The sequence below is a fragment of the Pseudomonas sp. FYR_5 genome (assembly GCF_043106315.1).
In the GTDB taxonomy this organism is placed as follows: Bacteria; Pseudomonadota; Gammaproteobacteria; order Pseudomonadales; family Pseudomonadaceae; genus Aquipseudomonas; species Aquipseudomonas putida_Y.
This window is the reverse complement of sequence record NZ_JBICMK010000040.1, coordinates 41395-59272: the sequence shown is the minus strand read 5'-3', so window position 1 is coordinate 59272 and position 17878 is coordinate 41395. Positions and strand designations below refer to the sequence as shown.

16 protein-coding genes are annotated in these 17878 nt (G+C 62.5%); 3 read left to right on the top strand and 13 right to left on the bottom strand.

What is annotated here, in order from left to right; translation table 11 throughout:
• Window positions 1-9: 9 nt before the first annotated feature.
• The 4 genes from ACF8RA_RS04425 to ACF8RA_RS04410 all read right to left on the bottom strand — a co-directional run bounded on the left by ACF8RA_RS04425 (window position 10) and on the right by ACF8RA_RS04410 (window position 2998).
• Window positions 10-258 carry a CsbD family protein gene (locus tag ACF8RA_RS04425; RefSeq protein WP_176684453.1) on the bottom strand — a complete coding sequence of 83 codons (249 nt, stop codon included), beginning with the start codon at window positions 256-258 and terminating at the stop codon, window positions 10-12.
• A 129-nt stretch (window positions 259-387) separates the two neighbouring features.
• Entirely contained in the window at window positions 388-867 is a 480-nt protein-coding gene (soxR, locus tag ACF8RA_RS04420) for a redox-sensitive transcriptional activator SoxR (RefSeq protein ID WP_176684452.1), read from the bottom strand.
• A gap of 131 nt (window positions 868-998) precedes the next feature.
• Window positions 999-1877: an RHS repeat-associated core domain-containing protein gene (locus ACF8RA_RS04415; RefSeq protein ID WP_392514763.1), complete on the bottom strand. Its 879-nt coding sequence runs from the start codon at window positions 1875-1877 to the stop codon at window positions 999-1001.
• A 299-nt stretch (window positions 1878-2176) separates the two neighbouring features.
• On the bottom strand, window positions 2177-2998 hold the full coding sequence (locus tag ACF8RA_RS04410; RefSeq protein WP_176684450.1) for an RHS repeat-associated core domain-containing protein: 822 nt from the start codon (window positions 2996-2998) through the stop codon (window positions 2177-2179).
• A gap of 253 nt (window positions 2999-3251) precedes the next feature.
• On the opposite strand from ACF8RA_RS04410, the gene ACF8RA_RS04405 reads away from it, so the two are divergent.
• On the top strand, window positions 3252-4349 hold the full coding sequence (locus ACF8RA_RS04405) for an efflux RND transporter periplasmic adaptor subunit (protein WP_176684449.1): 1098 nt from the start codon (window positions 3252-3254) through the stop codon (window positions 4347-4349).
• On the top strand, window positions 4346-7429 hold the full coding sequence (locus ACF8RA_RS04400; protein ID WP_392518827.1) for a MexW/MexI family multidrug efflux RND transporter permease subunit: 3084 nt from the start codon (window positions 4346-4348) through the stop codon (window positions 7427-7429). Before ACF8RA_RS04405 ends, ACF8RA_RS04400 begins: the two co-directional genes overlap by 4 nt.
• Before the next feature lie 53 nt (window positions 7430-7482).
• Here ACF8RA_RS04400 and ACF8RA_RS04395 read toward each other — a convergent pair whose 3' ends face one another.
• From ACF8RA_RS04395 to ACF8RA_RS04360, 8 genes are all read right to left on the bottom strand, one after another.
• Complete coding sequence (locus ACF8RA_RS04395; RefSeq protein ID WP_176684447.1) at window positions 7483-8220, bottom strand: GntR family transcriptional regulator; 738 nt, start codon at window positions 8218-8220, stop codon at window positions 7483-7485.
• A gap of 81 nt (window positions 8221-8301) precedes the next feature.
• Entirely contained in the window at window positions 8302-9816 is a 1515-nt protein-coding gene (locus ACF8RA_RS04390; RefSeq protein ID WP_176684446.1) for a DHA2 family efflux MFS transporter permease subunit, read from the bottom strand.
• Entirely contained in the window at window positions 9806-10951 is a 1146-nt protein-coding gene (locus ACF8RA_RS04385) for an HlyD family secretion protein (protein ID WP_104887278.1), read from the bottom strand. The genes ACF8RA_RS04390 and ACF8RA_RS04385 overlap by 11 nt, the downstream gene beginning before the upstream one ends.
• A gap of 201 nt (window positions 10952-11152) precedes the next feature.
• Window positions 11153-12571 carry an efflux transporter outer membrane subunit gene (locus ACF8RA_RS04380; RefSeq protein WP_392518826.1) on the bottom strand — a complete coding sequence of 473 codons (1419 nt, stop codon included), beginning with the start codon at window positions 12569-12571 and terminating at the stop codon, window positions 11153-11155.
• A 103-nt stretch (window positions 12572-12674) separates the two neighbouring features.
• Window positions 12675-13385, bottom strand: coding sequence for an AraC family transcriptional regulator (locus tag ACF8RA_RS04375; protein ID WP_392518825.1), 711 nt, complete (start codon window positions 13383-13385; stop codon window positions 12675-12677).
• Between the two features lie 169 nt (window positions 13386-13554).
• Window positions 13555-13941, bottom strand: coding sequence for a cupin domain-containing protein (locus tag ACF8RA_RS04370; RefSeq protein WP_392518824.1), 387 nt, complete (start codon window positions 13939-13941; stop codon window positions 13555-13557).
• A gap of 108 nt (window positions 13942-14049) precedes the next feature.
• On the bottom strand, window positions 14050-14874 hold the full coding sequence (locus ACF8RA_RS04365) for an AraC family transcriptional regulator (RefSeq protein ID WP_392460983.1): 825 nt from the start codon (window positions 14872-14874) through the stop codon (window positions 14050-14052).
• A 19-nt stretch (window positions 14875-14893) separates the two neighbouring features.
• Entirely contained in the window at window positions 14894-15337 is a 444-nt protein-coding gene (locus tag ACF8RA_RS04360; protein WP_020191951.1) for an acetyltransferase, read from the bottom strand.
• Window positions 15338-15606: 269 nt separating this feature from the next.
• On the opposite strand from ACF8RA_RS04360, the gene ACF8RA_RS04355 reads away from it, so the two are divergent.
• A complete protein-coding gene (locus ACF8RA_RS04355) occupies window positions 15607-16530 on the top strand; it encodes a LysR family transcriptional regulator (protein ID WP_209964571.1) in 924 nt (307 codons plus the stop codon).
• Here ACF8RA_RS04355 and lysA read toward each other — a convergent pair.
• Window positions 16520-17758: a diaminopimelate decarboxylase gene (gene lysA / locus ACF8RA_RS04350; protein ID WP_176684440.1), complete on the bottom strand. Its 1239-nt coding sequence runs from the start codon at window positions 17756-17758 to the stop codon at window positions 16520-16522. The two genes, ACF8RA_RS04355 and lysA, sit on opposite strands and share 11 nt — an antisense overlap.
• Window positions 17759-17878 lie beyond the last annotated feature (120 nt).

Genomic DNA, 17878 nt, shown 5'->3' with positions numbered 1-17878 from the left:
GTGCCCTGTTCAGCGGCGCAGGAGGCGAGAGACCACCAGTGTGGCGGCGGCTGTGATGGCCAGTGCGGCGAAGGGCTTTTCCTTGACGAACGAAGACACGGTGTCCAGGGTGTTACCGTAGGTCTTGGTCAACTGGCCTGCGGCCTGGCGCGCATCGCCTTCGGCCTCCAGCGCCGGGTCTTCGACCAGACGGCCTACGGCGCTTTGCGCCTTGCCTGTGAGGTTTTCAGCAACACCTTCGATCTGTTCACGTTTCATGATGGTTTTGTTCCTTCCTGTGAGCGACTGAGTGTTAACAGCACAGGGTTAGGGTGGTGGCGCGTCGCAATGGTTCCACCGCAAGCAAGCTCGAAGACAACCAGACGGCCTTAACGAGCATTGTGACCGTTACGAACAGGGTAAGCCTGCAGCCTGGCGGGCCTTCTTCTCGAGGATCCGCGCCCCGGTCCCTTCCTTGGCCAGCACATCCTCGGGGTTGCGCAGCGGGCAGTCTTCAAGCGACAGGCAACCGCAGCCAATGCAGTTGTCCAGGCTGTCGCGCAGTGCTTCCAGTGTGCGAATGCGGGCATTCAGGTCTTCGCGCCAGGCCGTGGACATCTCGCTCCATTGTGCTGCCGTGAGCTTGCTGTTGGGGGCATAACGGCTGAAGGCCTGTTTGATTTCCTCAAGCGGAATTCCCGTGCGCTGGGCTACCTTGATGATCGCCAGGGTACGCAGCACCAGCGAGGGATAGCGGCGCTGGTTGCCTGCCGTGCGGACGCTGGCGATCAGCCCCTTGGTTTCGTAGAAGTGCAGGGCAGACACCGCCACGCCGCTGCGCTTGGCCACTTCACCCACTGTGAGCATCCGTGTGTTATCTGCTGCCATACGTGTTAGACCTAAAGTTAAATTGAGCTTTTATAAGCCTGCCCGGTCGGCGCCGCAACCTTTTTTCGGGGCATTGGGGTATTGCACGAAGGTATTCGCCTTTGCCCATTACCTTCCAGCCGTTGCGCACGCTACCCAAAGCCACGACGCACGGTTCTCACCTCATAGCCCAACCCTTCCAGGTAGGCTTTTACGAGCGCCATGCGCCAGGGCTCAGGCTGATAGTGGCCGGACCAGTCGTCGACAATAAACACCCCCTTCTCATAGGCGATATAACCCGCAGCGCTAACGTTATTGCTGGCGTTGAAATTCCACATTTCAGCGCCGCTGGCGTGAGTATTCAAGAGGGCGTCAGTAGAGGCACCGAAGACTACCAGGGTCGTTTCGTCTCCTTCATTTATGAGTGTGTATTTGTAAATGAGTGATGGGCTGATTTTTTTGGCGCTATTGTTGTCGTTGATAATATTGATGTCTACGATACCCTTGCTTATAAAGCTTTTGGCATCCTTGAGTTCGATTTTAAGGTGTTTGGCTTGGTTGTTAGAAAGTAGGTGTCCCGTATTGGAAGGTTTGAATCGTTTGCTATAAGTCTTGCCTATCTTGATAGCGGTCTGAACTAATGTATTGATTGCGTTTTTTCCGCTAGGGTCTTGTGCGTTGACAGGGTCGTTCAGGCAGTAGGCATAGGCGTTGATGCCGCCTTTGAGGAAAGGGCTTTGGTTGTCTGGGCTGATGAATCGCATCAAGCGTGGGATGAATATTCGGTACCCGTTTCCGAGTGCGTAACCGTTCAGCGCAGAAATGTAAAATTCACCATTGAACCCCTCTGCTCCGGTCGGCTTCGCATTGGCGTTTCGAAACCCATAGGGTGTGTAGTTTACTGGCTGGCCTGTTGTTGGGTCCGTGGGTGTTCGTGCGGCGCCATGTTGGTCACGGGCCTGACTTTCCGAACGGGGTGCAATGGCCGGATCGTGTTTTTTACGGGGTGTCGAAATTTTATGCGTTGACATATCTCTGACTCCGTCAGATCTGGCACTTGGCATCAGTGATTACCCATTAGCCATTCGTGCTGTTTCGACGTCTTTTCGCTGCCAGGCCTGCAGGCTTCAAAGTAAGGTGAGCTCCTACAGTCCTGCCCGATCTTTCACTGCCAGGGATCAAGGCGGACATTCCGATGAAGTACCCAAGGCGCCGGCAAATTTTTTAGTGCGCGAGGGCGCAACCTACGCACAAGAGCAGGTTGGTGAGACTCAATCGTTCGCGGGATACGCTGCCTCCGATATTAGCTTTGTTGCCGAACACGAACACGTTAGAGACGTGCTGCATAGCCTTTAGAAGGCTTATTCTCCCTCAAGCTCGTTACTGCTATACCGAGCGACTCAAGATGGGCTTGCGCGGGTTTCAACTGCTCAACCGAAGGCATATAGTGTCCGGAAGAGCTGTCTAAAGTATAACCGTTGCCGTCTTTCATGATGCTTCCTGCACTGACAACGTCACTCTTGGTTCCGGTTATCCATTGACCAAGATGGGCGATACTTGGATGGCTGGGTTCATCTGCGCTGTAACTGCCTATGAAGAAATTTTTAGCGCGTGTAAAGATAAATTTATGTTTGAATTGAGAATCATTAAGTCTGGATAAGCTGGCGGGGTTTTCGACCAGGGTGATGTGGGTTGTTTGATTTTTTATTGATTGGATTGCGAGCTTTACGTCCTCACTCAACTCATCGGCATACCAGTTGCCAAGTGCTTTCCAGTGACTGGTGTTTTCTGTCCTCGATGAAAGATTTTTCTTAAATTTGACCGCTGCCAAGGCTACAGTGCCCGCCGTCTTGAATCGGGATTTTCCGCTAGGGTCTGTTGCATTGATTGGGTCGTTCAGGCAGTAGGCATAGCAATTTAGACCGCCACGATAAAAAGGGCTCAGTGTGTCTGCGCTTATGAATCGCATCAAACGGGGGCTATAGATTCGGTGTCCATTACCGAGGGCGTAGCATTCCCTCAGGATAGATAGAGGCTCGCCATTGTAGCCTAAGATTCCGATCGGCTGCTTTTCGGCGTTTCGATAGCCATAGGGCAAGTAGTTGTTTGGCACGCGTTTTGATATATGCCTGGAGTAAGTGTCTGTAGACATGGTCTTGAGGAACCCAAGCTGAAGGAGGTATGAGTGTGCCTCACAGGCCACAAGTTCGACACTGATAAAATTGTCAGGTGATTCCGGTTTAACGATGTCGTGATTGCCTCGCGCTACCACCTCAACGTCTATCAGCAGCCAGGGGGTGCCAGCAACATTCTGCTGCCATGCCTGTTGACCTCAAGTTAAGTTGAGCTCTTATAGTCCTGCCCGATCTTTCCTGCAACTGCTTTCCCTGTGATCGGAGCTGTGCATGAACAAACGGATGTTACTGGCCTGGGCTGGCGCTGTTGCCGGTGCGCTGGCCGCTGCCTATGCGCTGGTGGGAAGCGGCTCGGCGCCACCCGCCGCGGCGGTGTGGCCGGCGACCAAGGTGGCGCTGGCCACGGTCGAGCAGGTGCAACTGGCGCGGCAGCGCTTTGCTTCGGGGGAGTTGGAGGCGGTCAACCAGGTGCAGGTGGCGGCCGAGATGGCAGGGCGTATTACCCGCATCGCCTTCGAGTCGGGGCAGACAGTAGCGGCCGGGCAGTTGCTGGTGCAGCTCAACGACGCACCCGAGCAGGCCCTGCGCGTGCAGTTGCAGGCCAGGTTGCGTAACGCTGACGTGGTGCTGCAGCGTAGCCGCAAACTGCGCGCGATGAATGCCGTGTCGCAAGAGCTGCTGGACAACGCCGCCACTGCCGTGGACGTGGCCCGCGGTGAGCTGCAGCATGTCGAGGCGCTGATCGCGCAGAAGGCCATTCGTGCACCGTTTGCCGGCAAGCTCGGCATCCGCCGTGTGCATCAGGGGCAGTACCTGGGCGCTGGCGAGACCATCGTCAGCCTGGCCGACATCAGCCAGTTGCATGTGAACTTCGCCTTGGGCGAGCAGGCCGCCCCCGAAGTGCACGCCGGGCAAGTGCTGGCACTGACGGTGGACGCGGTGCGTGGGCAAGACTTCCAGGCCCGGGTGGTGGCGGTCGACCCGGTGGTCAGCAAAGCGCGCCTTGTGCAGGTACAGGCGGCCTTGGCGAACCCGCAAGGGCAGTTGCAACCGGGTATGTACGCCGGCGTGCGGCTGGAAGCTGCGCAGCCGTCGACCGTGCTGGCCGTGCCGGAAACCGCGATCACCTACACCGCCTACGGGCAGACGGTATTTGTCGCGACCCAGGACCCGCAGCATGGCACCCGGGTTAACCGGGTGCAGGTAACCACCGGTGAGCGTTGGCAGGGGCGGGTGGAGATTACCTCCGGCCTGACACCCGGTGACCGGGTGGTGGTTTCCGGCCAACTGAAACTGAGTGATGGCATGCCGGTCGAGCCAGTGGCGCAGGACAGCCTGCAGGTCAGCCAGGGAGGGCGGCAGTCGTGAGGTTTACCGATGTCTTCGTGCGCCGCCCGGTGCTGGCGCTGGTGGTCAGCAGCCTGATCATCCTGATGGGGCTGTTTGCCATGGGCAAGTTGCCAATCCGCCAGTACCCGTTGCTGGAAAGCTCGACCATTACCATCAGCACCGAGTACCCCGGTGCCTCCGCCGAGTTGATGCAGGGTTTCGTGACGCAGCCGATCACCCAGGCGGTGTCGTCGGTCGAAGGCATCGATTACCTGTCCTCGTCGTCGCAGCAGGGGCGCAGCCTGATCACCTTGCGCATGGTGCTCAACCGCGATTCGACCCAGGCGCTGGCCGAAACCATGGCCAAGGTCAACCAGGTGCGCTATCGCCTGCCGGAAAAAGCCTACGACCCGGTGGTGGAGCTGTCGGCAGGCGACTCCACTGCCGTGGCCTATGTGGGGTTTGCCAGCGACAGCCTGTCGATACCGGAACTGAGCGATTACCTGTCGCGGGTGGTGGAACCGCAGTTCTCCGGTATCGACGGCGTGGCCAAGGTGCAGTCGTTCGGCGGGCAGCGCCTGGCCATGCGCCTGTGGCTGGACAGTGAGCAGATGGCCGGGCGTGGGGTGACGGCGGCGGACGTGGCGCAGGCGGTACGTGCCAACAACTACCAGGCAACGCCGGGCCAGGTGCGCGGGCAGTACGTGCTGGCCGATATCCAGGTGGACACCGACCTGACCCGGGTCGAAGACTTCCGCGAGCTGATCATCCGCAACGATGGCACCGACCTGGTGCGCCTGCGCGATATCGGCACTGTCGAGCTGAGTGCGGCGGCCACGCAGACCAGCGCCACCATGGACGGCAAACCTGCCGTGCACCTGGGGCTGTTCCCCACGCCCAGCGGCAACCCTCTGGTGATCGTCGAGGGAATTCGCCAACTGCTGCCACAGATCCAGCAGACCTTGCCGCCTGGCGTGAAAGTGGCGCTGGCCTATGAAACCGCACGCTTCATCGATGCGTCGATCCATGAAGTGCTGCGCACCTTGGTGGAGGCGATGCTGATCGTGGTGTTGGTGATCTGGCTGTGCCTGGGTTCGCTGCGCAGCGTGCTGATCGCGGTGGTGGCCATTCCGCTGTCGATGCTGGGGGCCGCGGGCCTGATGTTGATGTTCGGTTTCAGCCTCAACCTGCTGACCTTGCTGGCGATGGTGCTGGCCATCGGCCTGGTGGTGGACGATGCGATTGTGGTGGTGGAAAACGTGCACCGGCATATCGAGGAGGGCAAATCGCCGGTCGCGGCAGCATTGGCCGGGGCGCGGGAAATTGCCGGGCCGGTGATCGCCATGACCCTGACCCTGGCGGCGGTGTATGCGCCCATTGGCTTGATGGGCGGACTGACCGGCACGCTGTTCCGTGAGTTTGCCTTGACCCTGGCGGGGGCGGTAATCGTGTCCGGCATTGTGGCGCTGACCTTGTCGCCGGTGATGAGCTCGCTGTTGCTGCAATCCGGTCAGCAGCATGGCGCAATGGCCACTCTCGCCGATCGGTTGTTTGGTGCGCTGAGCGGGGCCTATGGACGGGTACTGGCCTACACACTGGCACACCGTTGGATCAGTGGCGGCGTGGCGTTGCTGGTGTGCCTGAGCCTGCCCTGGCTGTACCTGCTGCCACAGCGCGAGCTGGCGCCGCCCGAGGACCAGGCGGCGGTGCTGACCGCCATCAAGTCGCCGCAGCATGCCAGCCTCGAATACGCAGAACGCTTCGCGCTGAAGCTCGACCAGATAATGAAGTCCATTGCCGAAACCACCGACACCTGGATCATCAACGGCACCGACGGCCCGGCCGCCAGTTTCGGTGGCATCAACCTCAGCGCCTGGCAGGCGCGCGAGCGTTCCGCCGCACAGGTGCAGGCGCAGTTGCAGCAGGCCGTTGCGGATATCGAGGGCAGCAGCATCTTCGCCTTCCAGGTCGCGTCGCTGCCGGGCTCCAGCGGTGGCCTGCCGGTGCAGATGGTGCTGCGCAGCGCCCAGGATTACCCCGAGCTGTTCCAGACCATGGAAGTGCTCAAGCAACGCGCCCGCGACAGTGGCCTGTTCGCCGTGGTGGACAGCGACCTCGACTACAACAACCCGGTGGTCAAGGTACGCGTGGACCGGGCCAAGGCGGCGAGCCTGGGCATCAGCATGCAGGCCATTGGTGAGTCGCTGGGCGTACTGGTGGGCGAGCAGTACCTCAACCGCTTCGCCCTGTTCGGGCGCTCTTATGACGTGATCCCGCAGAGTATCCAGGACCAACGCCTGACGCCTGCGGCGCTGAGCCGCCAGTATGTGCGCGCCGAGGATGGCAGCCTGGTGCCGCTGGCCACGTTAGTGCGCCTGGATATCGAAGTGGCACCCAACCGCCTGTTGCAGTTCGATCAGCAGAACGCCAGTACCCTGCAGGCGATCCCGGCCCCGGGTGTATCGATGGGCAACGCCGTGGCATTTCTGGAACAGCTCACCGCCGAGCTGCCACCGGGCTTCAGCCACGACTGGCAATCGGAATCGCGCCAGTATGTGCAGGAGGGCTTTGCCTTGATGTGGGCATTTCTCGCCGCCCTGGTAGTAATCTACCTGGTGCTGGCGGCGCAGTACGAAAGCCTGATCGACCCCCTGATCATTCTGGTGACCGTGCCGCTGTCGATCTGCGGTGCGCTGCTGCCGCTGGCGCTGGGCTGGGCCACGCTGAACATCTACACGCAGATTGGCCTGGTGACGCTGATCGGCCTGATCAGCAAGCATGGCATCCTGATGGTGGCGTTCGCCAACGAGATTCAGGTGCGCGACAACCTCGATCGTGCCGCCGCCATTGTTCGTGCGGCGCAAATACGCTTGCGGCCAGTGCTGATGACCACGGCGGCGATGACTTTTGGCGTGCTGCCACTGCTGTTCGCCAGCGGCGCCGGCGCCAACAGCCGTTTCGGGTTGGGGGTGGTGATTGTGTGCGGGATGCTGGTGGGGACCTTGTTCACCTTGTTCGTGCTACCGACGATCTACGCCTGGCTGGCACGCGATCACCGGGTGAGCACGGCGCGGGCGAGGCAGTTGGTCGAAGCTGAAAGGCAACTGGGGGCGCTTTAGGGGCAACGGCCTGTTCATTGGCTGAAAGTTGCACCATCCCTGTACGAGCGGGTTCAGGCGGGGGAGCGGTCGCGGCGCATCTGGGTGACCAAGGTAAAGCGGTCATCCGGGTGCACGGTCTCGGAAACCGCCATCAAATCACCATTTTCCTCGCGGTAGTGGCGGATGATCTTCAGCCCCGGCGAGCCCGCCTCGGCCTTCAGCACCCGGGCCATTTCCGCTGTCAGCAACACCGCGCGTACCTGCTGGTCGACCACTGCGATTGCCCGGCCATAGTGCTGCTCGATCAAGCCGGCAATCAGCTGGTCAGGGTGCTCGCGGGCCAGCTCGATGACCGCGGTGTAGTCGCGCTGTGCATACACGTCGGTCCAGCACAGCGGCGCGCAATCGTGCTGCCGGTCGACGCGGATGCTCGACACGCAGAAGTAATGCTCCCCCGGCACCAGCCCCAGCCTCGCCGCCTCGCTCAGGTCGGCGACAAAGTGGCGCACGCCCTGGATTTCCCGCTGCTGGGTGTCCGCCAGGTGCGCCAGCTCAGCCACACTGGCCAACGATTGCGAATAGCCGCCGCGTGGGCTGCTGGCCTCCACCCGGGTGCCCACGCGCTTGCGCCGCGACACCAGCCCTTGGGTGAGCAACTGGTCGATAGCGGCACGCACCGTGTGCCGGCTCACATTGTAAAGGTCGCACAGCTCGAACTCGGTCGGCAGCAGGCTGCCCACCGGGTAGCGGCCGCTGGCAATCGCTTGCATCAAGTCCTTTGCCACGGTGGAGTAGCGCGTTGGGTTCATACCTTTGCTCGGGCTCGCCAATTTCATCGGTTGACAGTGTAACAGCGGCCGAATGCCGAACGCTCCGGCCGCCCACAGAGGTCAATGCTGCTGCCTGGCCCGGAGCAGCAGCGCTGCCAGGGCACACCCGACCAATGCCAGGCACGCCAGGTAGAACGCATCACTGTAGGCCATCAGGTAAGCCTCTCGCCGAATGGTCGCCGCCAACGCTTCCAGCATTTGCTGCTGATGCGGCAGCCAGCTTTGCACCGTCTGGTTGATGCGCGCCTGCACGCTTGGCTCGAACAGCGTCACCTGCTCGTGAATGCGCTCACTGTGAAAGCGTTCACGGGTCGCCACCAGTTGCGTCAACCCGGCCGTGCCGATGGCGCCACCCAGGTTGCGCAACATCGAGAACACCGCCGAGGCTGAGCCGGCTTCACGCTTGTCCAGCCCGGCCACCGCCAGCACCGATAACGCAACCATGATGAAAGGCTGGCCAATACCACGCACCACCGTGGACGGGATGATCACGTTGTCGGCACTGTCGGCGCTCAGGCTGGCCCCCAGCCAGCAGCCCAGCGCCATGATCAAAAAGCCGCTGGCGACCATGAACTTGGCACTGGTCCAGCCCATCAGCCGGGGCATCAACGGCGCCAGCAGCAACTGCACCACGCCATAGGCGATCAGCGCTACGCCCACGTCGTGCGCGCTGAACCCCTGCAACTGCGAGAGGTAGTTGGGCACCAGGAACACCAGGCCGAACGTGGCAGCGCCAAAGATGAACATCGCCACGCTGGCAACGCCGAAGTTGTAGTGCCCCAGCAAGCGCAGATTGATGAACGCGCGCTGGCCGAACAGCTGGGTCACCACGAACACCACCAAGGCAATGGTGGCGACCACGCTCATGCCGACGATGAGCGGCGAGCCGAACCAGTCCAGCCGGCCGCCTTCTTCCAGCACGATCTGCAAGCCGCCCAGGCCGATCACCATGGCCGCGATACCCAGCCAATCACCTTTGCGTAACAGTTCGAGCTTCATCGGCTTGGCCTCGATCGACCAGGCGATGGCCAACAGCAGCGCAATGCCGGGGAAAAGTTGCAGATAGAAGATCCAGCGCCACGAATAGGCATCGGTCAGCCAGCCGCCAATCGACGGCCCGGCGGCCTGCGCCACGCTGTTGGCCAGGCTGAACAGCGCCATGCCCATGGCCATCTTGCTGGCCGGCAGTTCGGTGATGATCAGCTGGAACGACAGGGGAATCAGCACCGCGCCCGCAGCCCCCTGGATCACCCGGATTACGATCATCGCCTCCAGGTTGGGCGCCCATGAGCAGGCCACCGAGGCGATCAGAAAGATGAGCGAGCCGGTCCACATGACCCGGCGCAGCGAGAACACGTCCACCAACCAGGCCGTCAGCGGAATCATCACGATTTCCGCCACCAGGTAGGCGGTGGAGATCCATGAGCCTTCCTCGAAGCTGGCACCCAGCGAGCCGCGGATTTCTGGCAGTGCGGCGCTGGTGACATGCACGTTCATGCCCGCCATGAAGCAGCCGAACAGGCCGCCAAGCACCGCTACCCAGGCGCGCAGCGAGACCGTTTGCTCAGTGCGCATCGGCGACCTCTGCGGGGCGTGTGTCGACTGTACTGACCACTGACATGCCGGGCAGTACCTGCGGGCCGTCCAGCGGTTTGTCGAGCAAAATGCGCACCGGGAAACGCTGGACGATCTTGGTGAAGTTGCCGGTGGCGTTGTCCGACGGCAGCAAGGCGAAGACATTGCCCGAGGCTGGCGAAAAACTGGCCACATGGCCATGCAGTGGCTGGCTGGCGAAGCTGTCGACCCGTATTTCTACCGGTTGCCCGGGGCGCATGCGGGCCAGTTGGGTTTCCTTGTAGTTGGCCACCACATAGGCTTGCTGCAGGGGCACCACAGCCAACAGCGGCTGGCCCGGCACCACGTACTGGCCGGTGCGCACGCGGCGCTGGCCGACCACGCCAGTGATCGGCGCGCGGATCACGGTGTCCTGTTCGTCCTGCTCGGCGAGCTGCTGGTGGGCCTGGGCGCGTGCCAGGGCCGCTGCCCGTTGTTGCAGTTCGGCCTCGGCCTGGGCTGACCGGGCCTTGGCCATGGCCAGTTGTGAGCGTTGCTGGCGCAGCGCGGCCTGGGCACCTTGCAGCGCGGCTTGTGCCTGGCTGGCATGGGCACTGGCGGTTTCCAGGCGCTGCACGGTCGCTGCGTCGTCACGCACCAGGCCACGGTAGCGTTGGACATCCAGTTCACTGCGACGCTGTTCGGCGGTGGCGCTGCGCACGACGGCCTCGGCCTGCAGGATGGCTTGCTGTTGCTGGTCGATGCGCTCGGTCGCTACCTGTTGGCTGGCCTGGGCGGCGGCCAGTGCCGCCTGTGCCTCGGTCACACCAGCCCGGGCCTGGTCGAGGCGGGCGCGGTAGTCGCGGTTTTGCAGGCGCACCAGCACATCGCCGGCTTTCACCGGCTGGTCGTCAGCCACCTCGACCTCGGCTACGTAACCCGCCACGCGTGGGCTCAGGGCCACCCAGTCGGCGCGGACGTAGGCATCGTCGGTGGTTTCCAGATAGCGGCCGGTGCTGAACCAGTAGCTGGTGAAGGCCAGCAGGGTGATTGCGGCCAGGCTGCCGCTGGCGATGACTGCCAGGCGGCGACGGGTTTTAGCGCTCGGCCGCTGTTCAGTTTCGGCGGGTGAGGGTTTGTCTACGGCAACATTCATGGTTGGTTTCCAATCTCGAATTGGGCCTGCTGGCTGTCGGTTGTGGGAGCCACTGTCTTGCTCAATTTCTAAAAGCTGGCGCGATTGGGAGCGGGCTTGCCCGCGAACACGGGCGAAGCCCGTGCCATCCACCGCGGTGTATTCTTCGCGGGTAAACCCGCTCCTACAGTGGGCGGTGCTCGCTGCTGGTCTTGCTTCTCGCTACCACCGCCCGCCCAGCGCGCGGAACAGGTTTACCTGCGCTTGCGCCAGGCGCCCTCGGGCTTCTGTGTGGTTGGCCCGCAGGCTGATCATTTCGCGCTCGCTGTCGAGCAGGGCCAGCCCGTCCACGGTGCCGGCACGGTAGTTACCCTGGGCCAGGGCAAAGCTGTGCTGGCTGTGCGCCAGGGCTGCGTCCAGCGCCTGCAACCGTTGTCGCTCGCCGTCGTAGCGGGCCAGTGCCTGGCGCACGTCTTTCAGCGCGCTCAGCGCTACGCCGCGGTAACGGGCGACCTGCGCCCGCTGCAATGCCTCGGCCTTGCTCACCCGTGCGCGGTTGGCTTTCAGGTTGGGAAACTCCCAGCGGATCAGCGGGCCAATGCCGAACATCACCGCGCGGCTGTCGCCGAGGTTGGCAAGGTGATGGTCCGAAGACGTCAACGAAGCGCCGAAGCTGACCTTTGGGTAAAGGTCGGCCCGCACGATGTCGGTCTCCAGGGTGGCCGCCTGCAGTTCCCGTTCGGCCTGGCGCACATCTGGCCGGCGTTCGAGCAAATGCCAGCCATCGCCAGCCGGCAGCGGCACCGACAGCGTGGGGATGGCTACGCAGGTCGTGGCCTCGGCCACCGAGGCCTGGCCACTGAGCATGCTCAGTTCGTAAATCGCCATCTGCCGCCGGGCTGAGAGCATCGGCAGTTGCGCACGCACCTGTTCCCGCAAGCCCAGCAGGCGCTCGCTGTCGAGGGCAGTGGCCACACCGGCCTGGCGCTGACGCTGGCGGAGTTGCACGCTGTGGTCGAGGGTTTGCAAGGCCTGCTTCGCTGCCTCCAGGCGCGCCGCGTAGGTGCACTGGTCGATGTAGGCGCGGGTGGTCTGGGCGACCACCTGCAGGCGCACCAGGTCTAGCGCCGCAGCGCTGGCTTCGGCTTGCACCCTGGCACGTTGGATGGCGGCGCGTACCTGGCCCCAGATATCCACCTGATAGGCCAGTTCGATGCCCGGGTTGAATTGCCATTGCGACGGCGCGTTGCTGTCGGTCGCCTCGGCCAGCGTCTGGTCATCGGCGCGCCTGCCATAGGTAGCGGCAACGCCCATCTCGGTAGACGGCCAGCGCCTGGCGTCGAACTCGCCGATGCCGGCCAGCATGGCCTGCACGTTGGCCTCGGCCTGTGCCAGGCCTTGGTTGTGCGCCAGGGCTTGCTGTACCCAGCGATTGAGTTGGGGGTCTTGATACAGTGCCCACCAGCGTTCGGGCAGGGGCTGTTTGCTGACGCCGGCCGGCATGTTCGCCAGCGGGTCTGCCTGCAGCGCTACAGCGGGTTCGGCAGGTGTGGGTTGGTGGCCGCACGCCGCGAGTGCAGCAAGCATGCCGAGGGCTGTGGCAAGCCGGGCAGGGCCGGGAAATGAGTGCAGTAAGGGCATCACGATTGTCGCTCAAAGGTTGTGATGCGAGGTTAACGAGGGTTGCATGGGCGTCGCTGTCGCAAGCGGGACAACCCTGCGCGCAAGCGGGACAACCTGAGGCTCAGTACTCGCGCGCGGTACCGTTTTGCCAATCACTCGGCGCATAGCCGAGGATGCGCTTGAACATGGCAGTAAAGGCGCTGGCGCTCTGGTAGCCGTGCTCCAGCGCAACGTTCAGGATCGGCTTGCCATCGGCCAGGCACTGCTGGCTGAGCATCACCCGGGCACGGGCGCGCCATTGGCCATACGACATGCCCACCTCGCGCTGGAACAGCCTGGCCACACTGCGGGCACTCATGTTCAGTTGTGCGCCGCATTGCTCCAGGGTCAGGTCCTGGGCCGGGTCCTGCAGGAAGCGCTCGCACCAGGCACGCAGGCGTGCGTGCTGCGGCGTCGGGACGAAGGCATCGATGCGCCGGGCGGCGGCGAGTTCGTACAGGATCAGCGCCCGAGCATGCGCACCGTCGCGCAGGTTCAGCACCCGTGACGCCGCCAGGATCAGTTCGCGCAGCAGGCCGGACACGACGATGACCTGGCAGCGTTCGATGTGTGCGTCGAGCAGCAAGGTGCGCATGCAGACCACGCCTTCCATGCGGATGGCATGGCTGACCCCGGCGGGCATCCACAAGGCATGCCCGCCGGGGATCACCCAGCTGCCGCCTTCGCTGCTGACCCGCATCACGCCGCTGGCGGCGTAGATCAGCTGGTCTTCGGCGTGGCAGTGGCAGGCCACTTCATCGCCGTGTCCGTAGTCCCTTTCCAGTGCTTGCATGCAGGCCACCCTCGTTATTGGATCCAATTATATCGAGGCGAACCTGTGCCGGGTTGCGAAGTGTGGGCTGCGAGCGAATTGCCATGGTTACAAATGGCTGTAAGGCGATTTTTTATGGTTAATTATTGCTGTGAAGTCAGCGACTACAGCTTGAAAGTTGTGAGTGTTGTTAAATCCAGACATCGCTCTCTGCTGTGCGATTCCCCCCTTCATGACCGGTATTCAGAATGCCCCGCGGTTCGATCATCATCAGTTTCGCTTCGCCTTGCGCAGCGGTCCGGTGCTCGACGCCGCGGGGCACAACATAGAGTTCCCCGGGGTTCACATGCACGCAGCCATCCGGCAGGTCGATACGCAGGGTGCCTTCCAGCACCAGGAATGCTTCGTCGGTCTCCGGGTGCGCGTGCCAGATGAATTCGCCTTCGATGCGCACGACCTTCAACTGGTAATCGTTCATCTCGGCAACGACCCTGGGGCTCCATTGCTGTTCGATAAGCGCTGCCTTGTGGACCAGGTTCACTGGCAGGGAGGGATGTGGGTGACGGGATTCAGGCATGACAGTTCCTCGGAAAGTGGAGTGTTCAGCCTATCGCTCCGGGCGAGTCCGGTTCTTGTACGATCCTGCAAGCCTGTTCTCACGGGGTGCGCGGGCGCCTGCGGTAACTCAGCGTGACGCTCGCAAACGCTCCAGCCAGCGTAACGGCGGTACGCCATAGCAGCGGGTGAAGTGCCGGGTCATGTGGCTCTGGTCATGAAAGCCTGCGGCAATGGCGGCGTCGACCAAGGTGAAGCCGTCCAGGATCATTCGGCGCAAGCAGTCGAGGCGGCGCAGGGTGACAAAGCGATAGGGGCTGGTGCCGTACAGCGTGCGAAAGTCCCGCGACAGGCTCCAGCGTTCGCGGCCACTGGCCTGTTCCAGCATGTCCAGTGTTATGCCCACATGCAGGTGTTCCATGATGAAGGCTCGGGCGCGTTCGGCTGCCTGGTAATCCAGGCGCTTGCGCCCGCGCGGCTTGCCGCCGACGGCCCGCAAGGCGATCGCCAGGTCATACAGGGCGTCCTGTTCTTCCAATGGTTCCAGCGCGTGGTCCACTGCCTGTACGAACGCTTCGCTGGCGTGGTACAGACGCGGGTCGCTGGACAGCCCGCCAGCGATGAAGGGCAAAGGCTGACCACCCAGCACGTTCTGGATCAGTGCCGGGTCGACGTAGGCCATGCGGTAGCGAAAGCCTGCGTCGGTGCCTGCCATGCCGTCATGCTGTTCGTCCGGGTGCAGCACCAGCGTGTTGCCCGGTATGCCGTGGCGCAGCGAACCCTTGTAGTGGAAGCTTTGCACGCCGGCCAGCGTACGGCCGATCGAATAGGTATCGTGGCGATGCGGGTCGTAGCCGTGGCTACCGAACCAGGCTTCGATACGCTCGATACCGCCCGGTTGGGCACTACGGATGACCCAGTCGGACGGCGGTAGGGGCTTCGCTTTGCGGGCCATCGCGGTCAGTGCCTCCTGCTCACGCCCGGGTGGGCAGGCTCATGTGCAGCAAGGGGAACGGGCGACCTTCGCCATCCAGTGGTGAACGGCCAGTCTGGACGAAGCCATAGTGCTGGTAGAACGCTGTTGCCTGTGGGTTCTGCTCGTTGACATCGACACTCATCGCACTGCGTGACTGGCGGCCGAAATCCAGCAATGCACGGCCAATGCCCTGGCGGTGGCGCGCTGGGTCGACGAAGAGCATTTCCACATGGTTTTCATTGAAGCCAATAAAGCCCAGTGGCTGGTCATCGGTGTCTACCGCAACCCACAGCTCGACGGCCGGGAAGTACACGTCGCGCAGCTGTGGCAATAGTGCGTCGATGTCGGAGGGTTGCAGAAAGTGGTGCGTCGCGCGAACCGCGCGCAGCCAGATGTCGAGCAGCTGCGGGTAGTCTGCAGCGATGCCTTGGCGAATGATCATGTTGTCATCCTGAGTGCATTGATGGCGGATGGGCGCGCCAGTGAGCGGCGGCCATGCAAGTGTCGGCATCATGAATGACCGCTTCGCGAGTCAACGCCTGGGCGGTGCACGGCAGGGGAGGCCGGAAGGGAAGAAAGCGGAAGATTACCCCGGTCGCTCAGTAGAGGGCAATGGCGATTGGGTAGGGTGCAGTGCAGGTTTCGACTCGGCTAGGATGCATGTCGATGCTGGAATTGAACCCGAACAACAAGAACGGCCCGGGAGCACCCATGAACCGCAACGAACTGCGCAAAGCCGATATCAACCTGATGGTGGTGTTCGAAGCGCTGATGCAGGAACGCAACCTCACCCGTGCCGCGGAGAAGCTGTTCGTCGCCCAACCCACGGTCAGCGCCGCGCTGGCCAGGTTGCGTGCGATGTTCAACGACCCGTTGCTGGTTCGAGTGGGCAACCGCATGGAGCCCTCGGCCAGGGCCGAAGAGGTGATCAAGTACCTCACGCCAGCCTTGGATGCGATGTCCGTCGCCCTCAGCATGACCCATGATTTCGACCCGCTGACCAGCAAGATGACCTTCCGCATCGGCTTGTCCGATGATGTCGAGTCGGGCCTGTTGCCGCCGCTGTTGCGGGCGCTGCGGGTGGAGGCGCCAAACGTGGTGGTGGTCGTGCAGCATGTGGACTACTGGCGCATTCCGGACCTGCTGGCGGCGGGCGACGTGACGGTGGGTATCAGCCAGACCAAGGGCCTGCCCGCCAATGCCAAACGCAAGGTGCTACGCACCCTGCAAGCCAGGGTAGTGCGGGCCGACAAATCCACCACGCCGCTTTCGCTGGATGAGTTTTGTCAACGCCCGCATGTTCAGGTTTCGCCGACCGCCAACACCCAGGGTGTGGTCGACGACTGGTTGAAAGACATCGGCCGTGAACGCAAGGTGGTGTTGTCGGTGCCGCAGTTCAGTTCGCTGCCGGCGATTCTGGCCGGTACCGACCTGCTGGCCTGCTGCCCGGACTATGCCGCACAAGGCATGGAGCGTTGGGGCAACCTGCAGGCCGAGACGCTGCCGTTCGAGACTGCTGCACTGGAGCTGGCCATGGTCTGGTTGAGCACCACCGACAGCGACCCGGCCGAGCGTTGGCTGCGTAGTCGCCTGGAGCACTATATGGGCGGACTACGGGAAGCGGTCATGGGATGATGTCGGTCTCCAGGCTCAGCAGATCCTGCACCGTCTGCCGCCGGCGGATCATCCGCAACTCCCCGCCCTCGATCAGAAACTCCGGCAGCAGCGGCCGGCTGTTGTAGTTCGACGACATCGACGCGCCATAGGCGCCGGCATCGTGGATCACCAGCAGGTCGCCTACCTGTGCCTGAGGCAGGTCCTGCGGGGTCAGTTCCTGGTCATTCTGAGTGAACACGTCACCCGATTCACACAACGGCCCGGCCACCACGGTCGGCTGCCGTGGGCGGTCCACCGGCTGACCGTTGGCATCGAGCAGGGTCATGCCGTGGTAGGCGCCGTACATCGCCGGGCGCATCAGGTCGTTGAAGCCGGCGTCGATCATGACGAAGGTATTGCGGCCCACTTGCTTGACAGCGCGCACTTCGGCCACCAGGTAGCCCGACTCGGCCACCAGGAAGCGCCCTGGCTCGATTTCCATGCGCACGGGGTGGCCGAGCAGCGCTTCGATTTCCTTGCGCGCTATCGCCCAGGTCTGCGCATAGCGCTGCAGGTCGACCGGTTTGTCGGTGCTGCGGTAAGGGGTAGAAAGCCCACCGCCGATGGAGAACGCCTCGATGTCCACGCCCAGGCGGCCGATCAGCTCGATCATCGAGCGGGCCACCTGTTCCAGGTGCTGGTAATCCACCCCGGAGCCAATGTGCATGTGCACGCCCACCAGGTGCAGGCCATGGATCTTGATGCACGCCAGCGCCTCGTCCAGTTCTTCGTGCCAGATACCATGCTTGCTGTTTTCGCCGCCGGTATTGGTCTTGCGGCTGTGGCCATGGCCGAAGCCTGGGTTGATGCGGATCCACACGCGGTGGCCGGGCGAGCGTTCACCCAGTTGGCGCAGCATGTCGATGGAGCCGGCGTTGACTTCGATCTTCGAGGCCACCACCCGCTCCAGGGTGGGGCGGTCCAGTGCGTCACAGGTCAGCACCACGCCGGCAGGGTCACCGTCAACGCTCGCGCCGGCGGCGAAGGCCCGCTCCATCTCACCCAGCGACACTGCATCCAGCACCAGGCCATGGGCGCGCATCAGGCGCAGCACATGCACGTTCGGGTTGGCTTTCTGGGCGAAACGTACGGTGTCGAATACGTTCAACTGCTCGACGCGATCGGCGATGGTGCGGGTGTCGTATGCCCATAGCGGCGAGCCGTGCTGGCGAACAGCCTCGGCCAGGAGGGTGAAGGGTGCGGTCATGGTGGCGTCACTCGTATAAGGAAGGCCACGAGGATGAGCCAAAGGGTGAATTCAGAAAAATAGCTATTCTTCTGCCAGCCATTCATATCTGATATACCTATTGTCAACGCTTCGGGTATT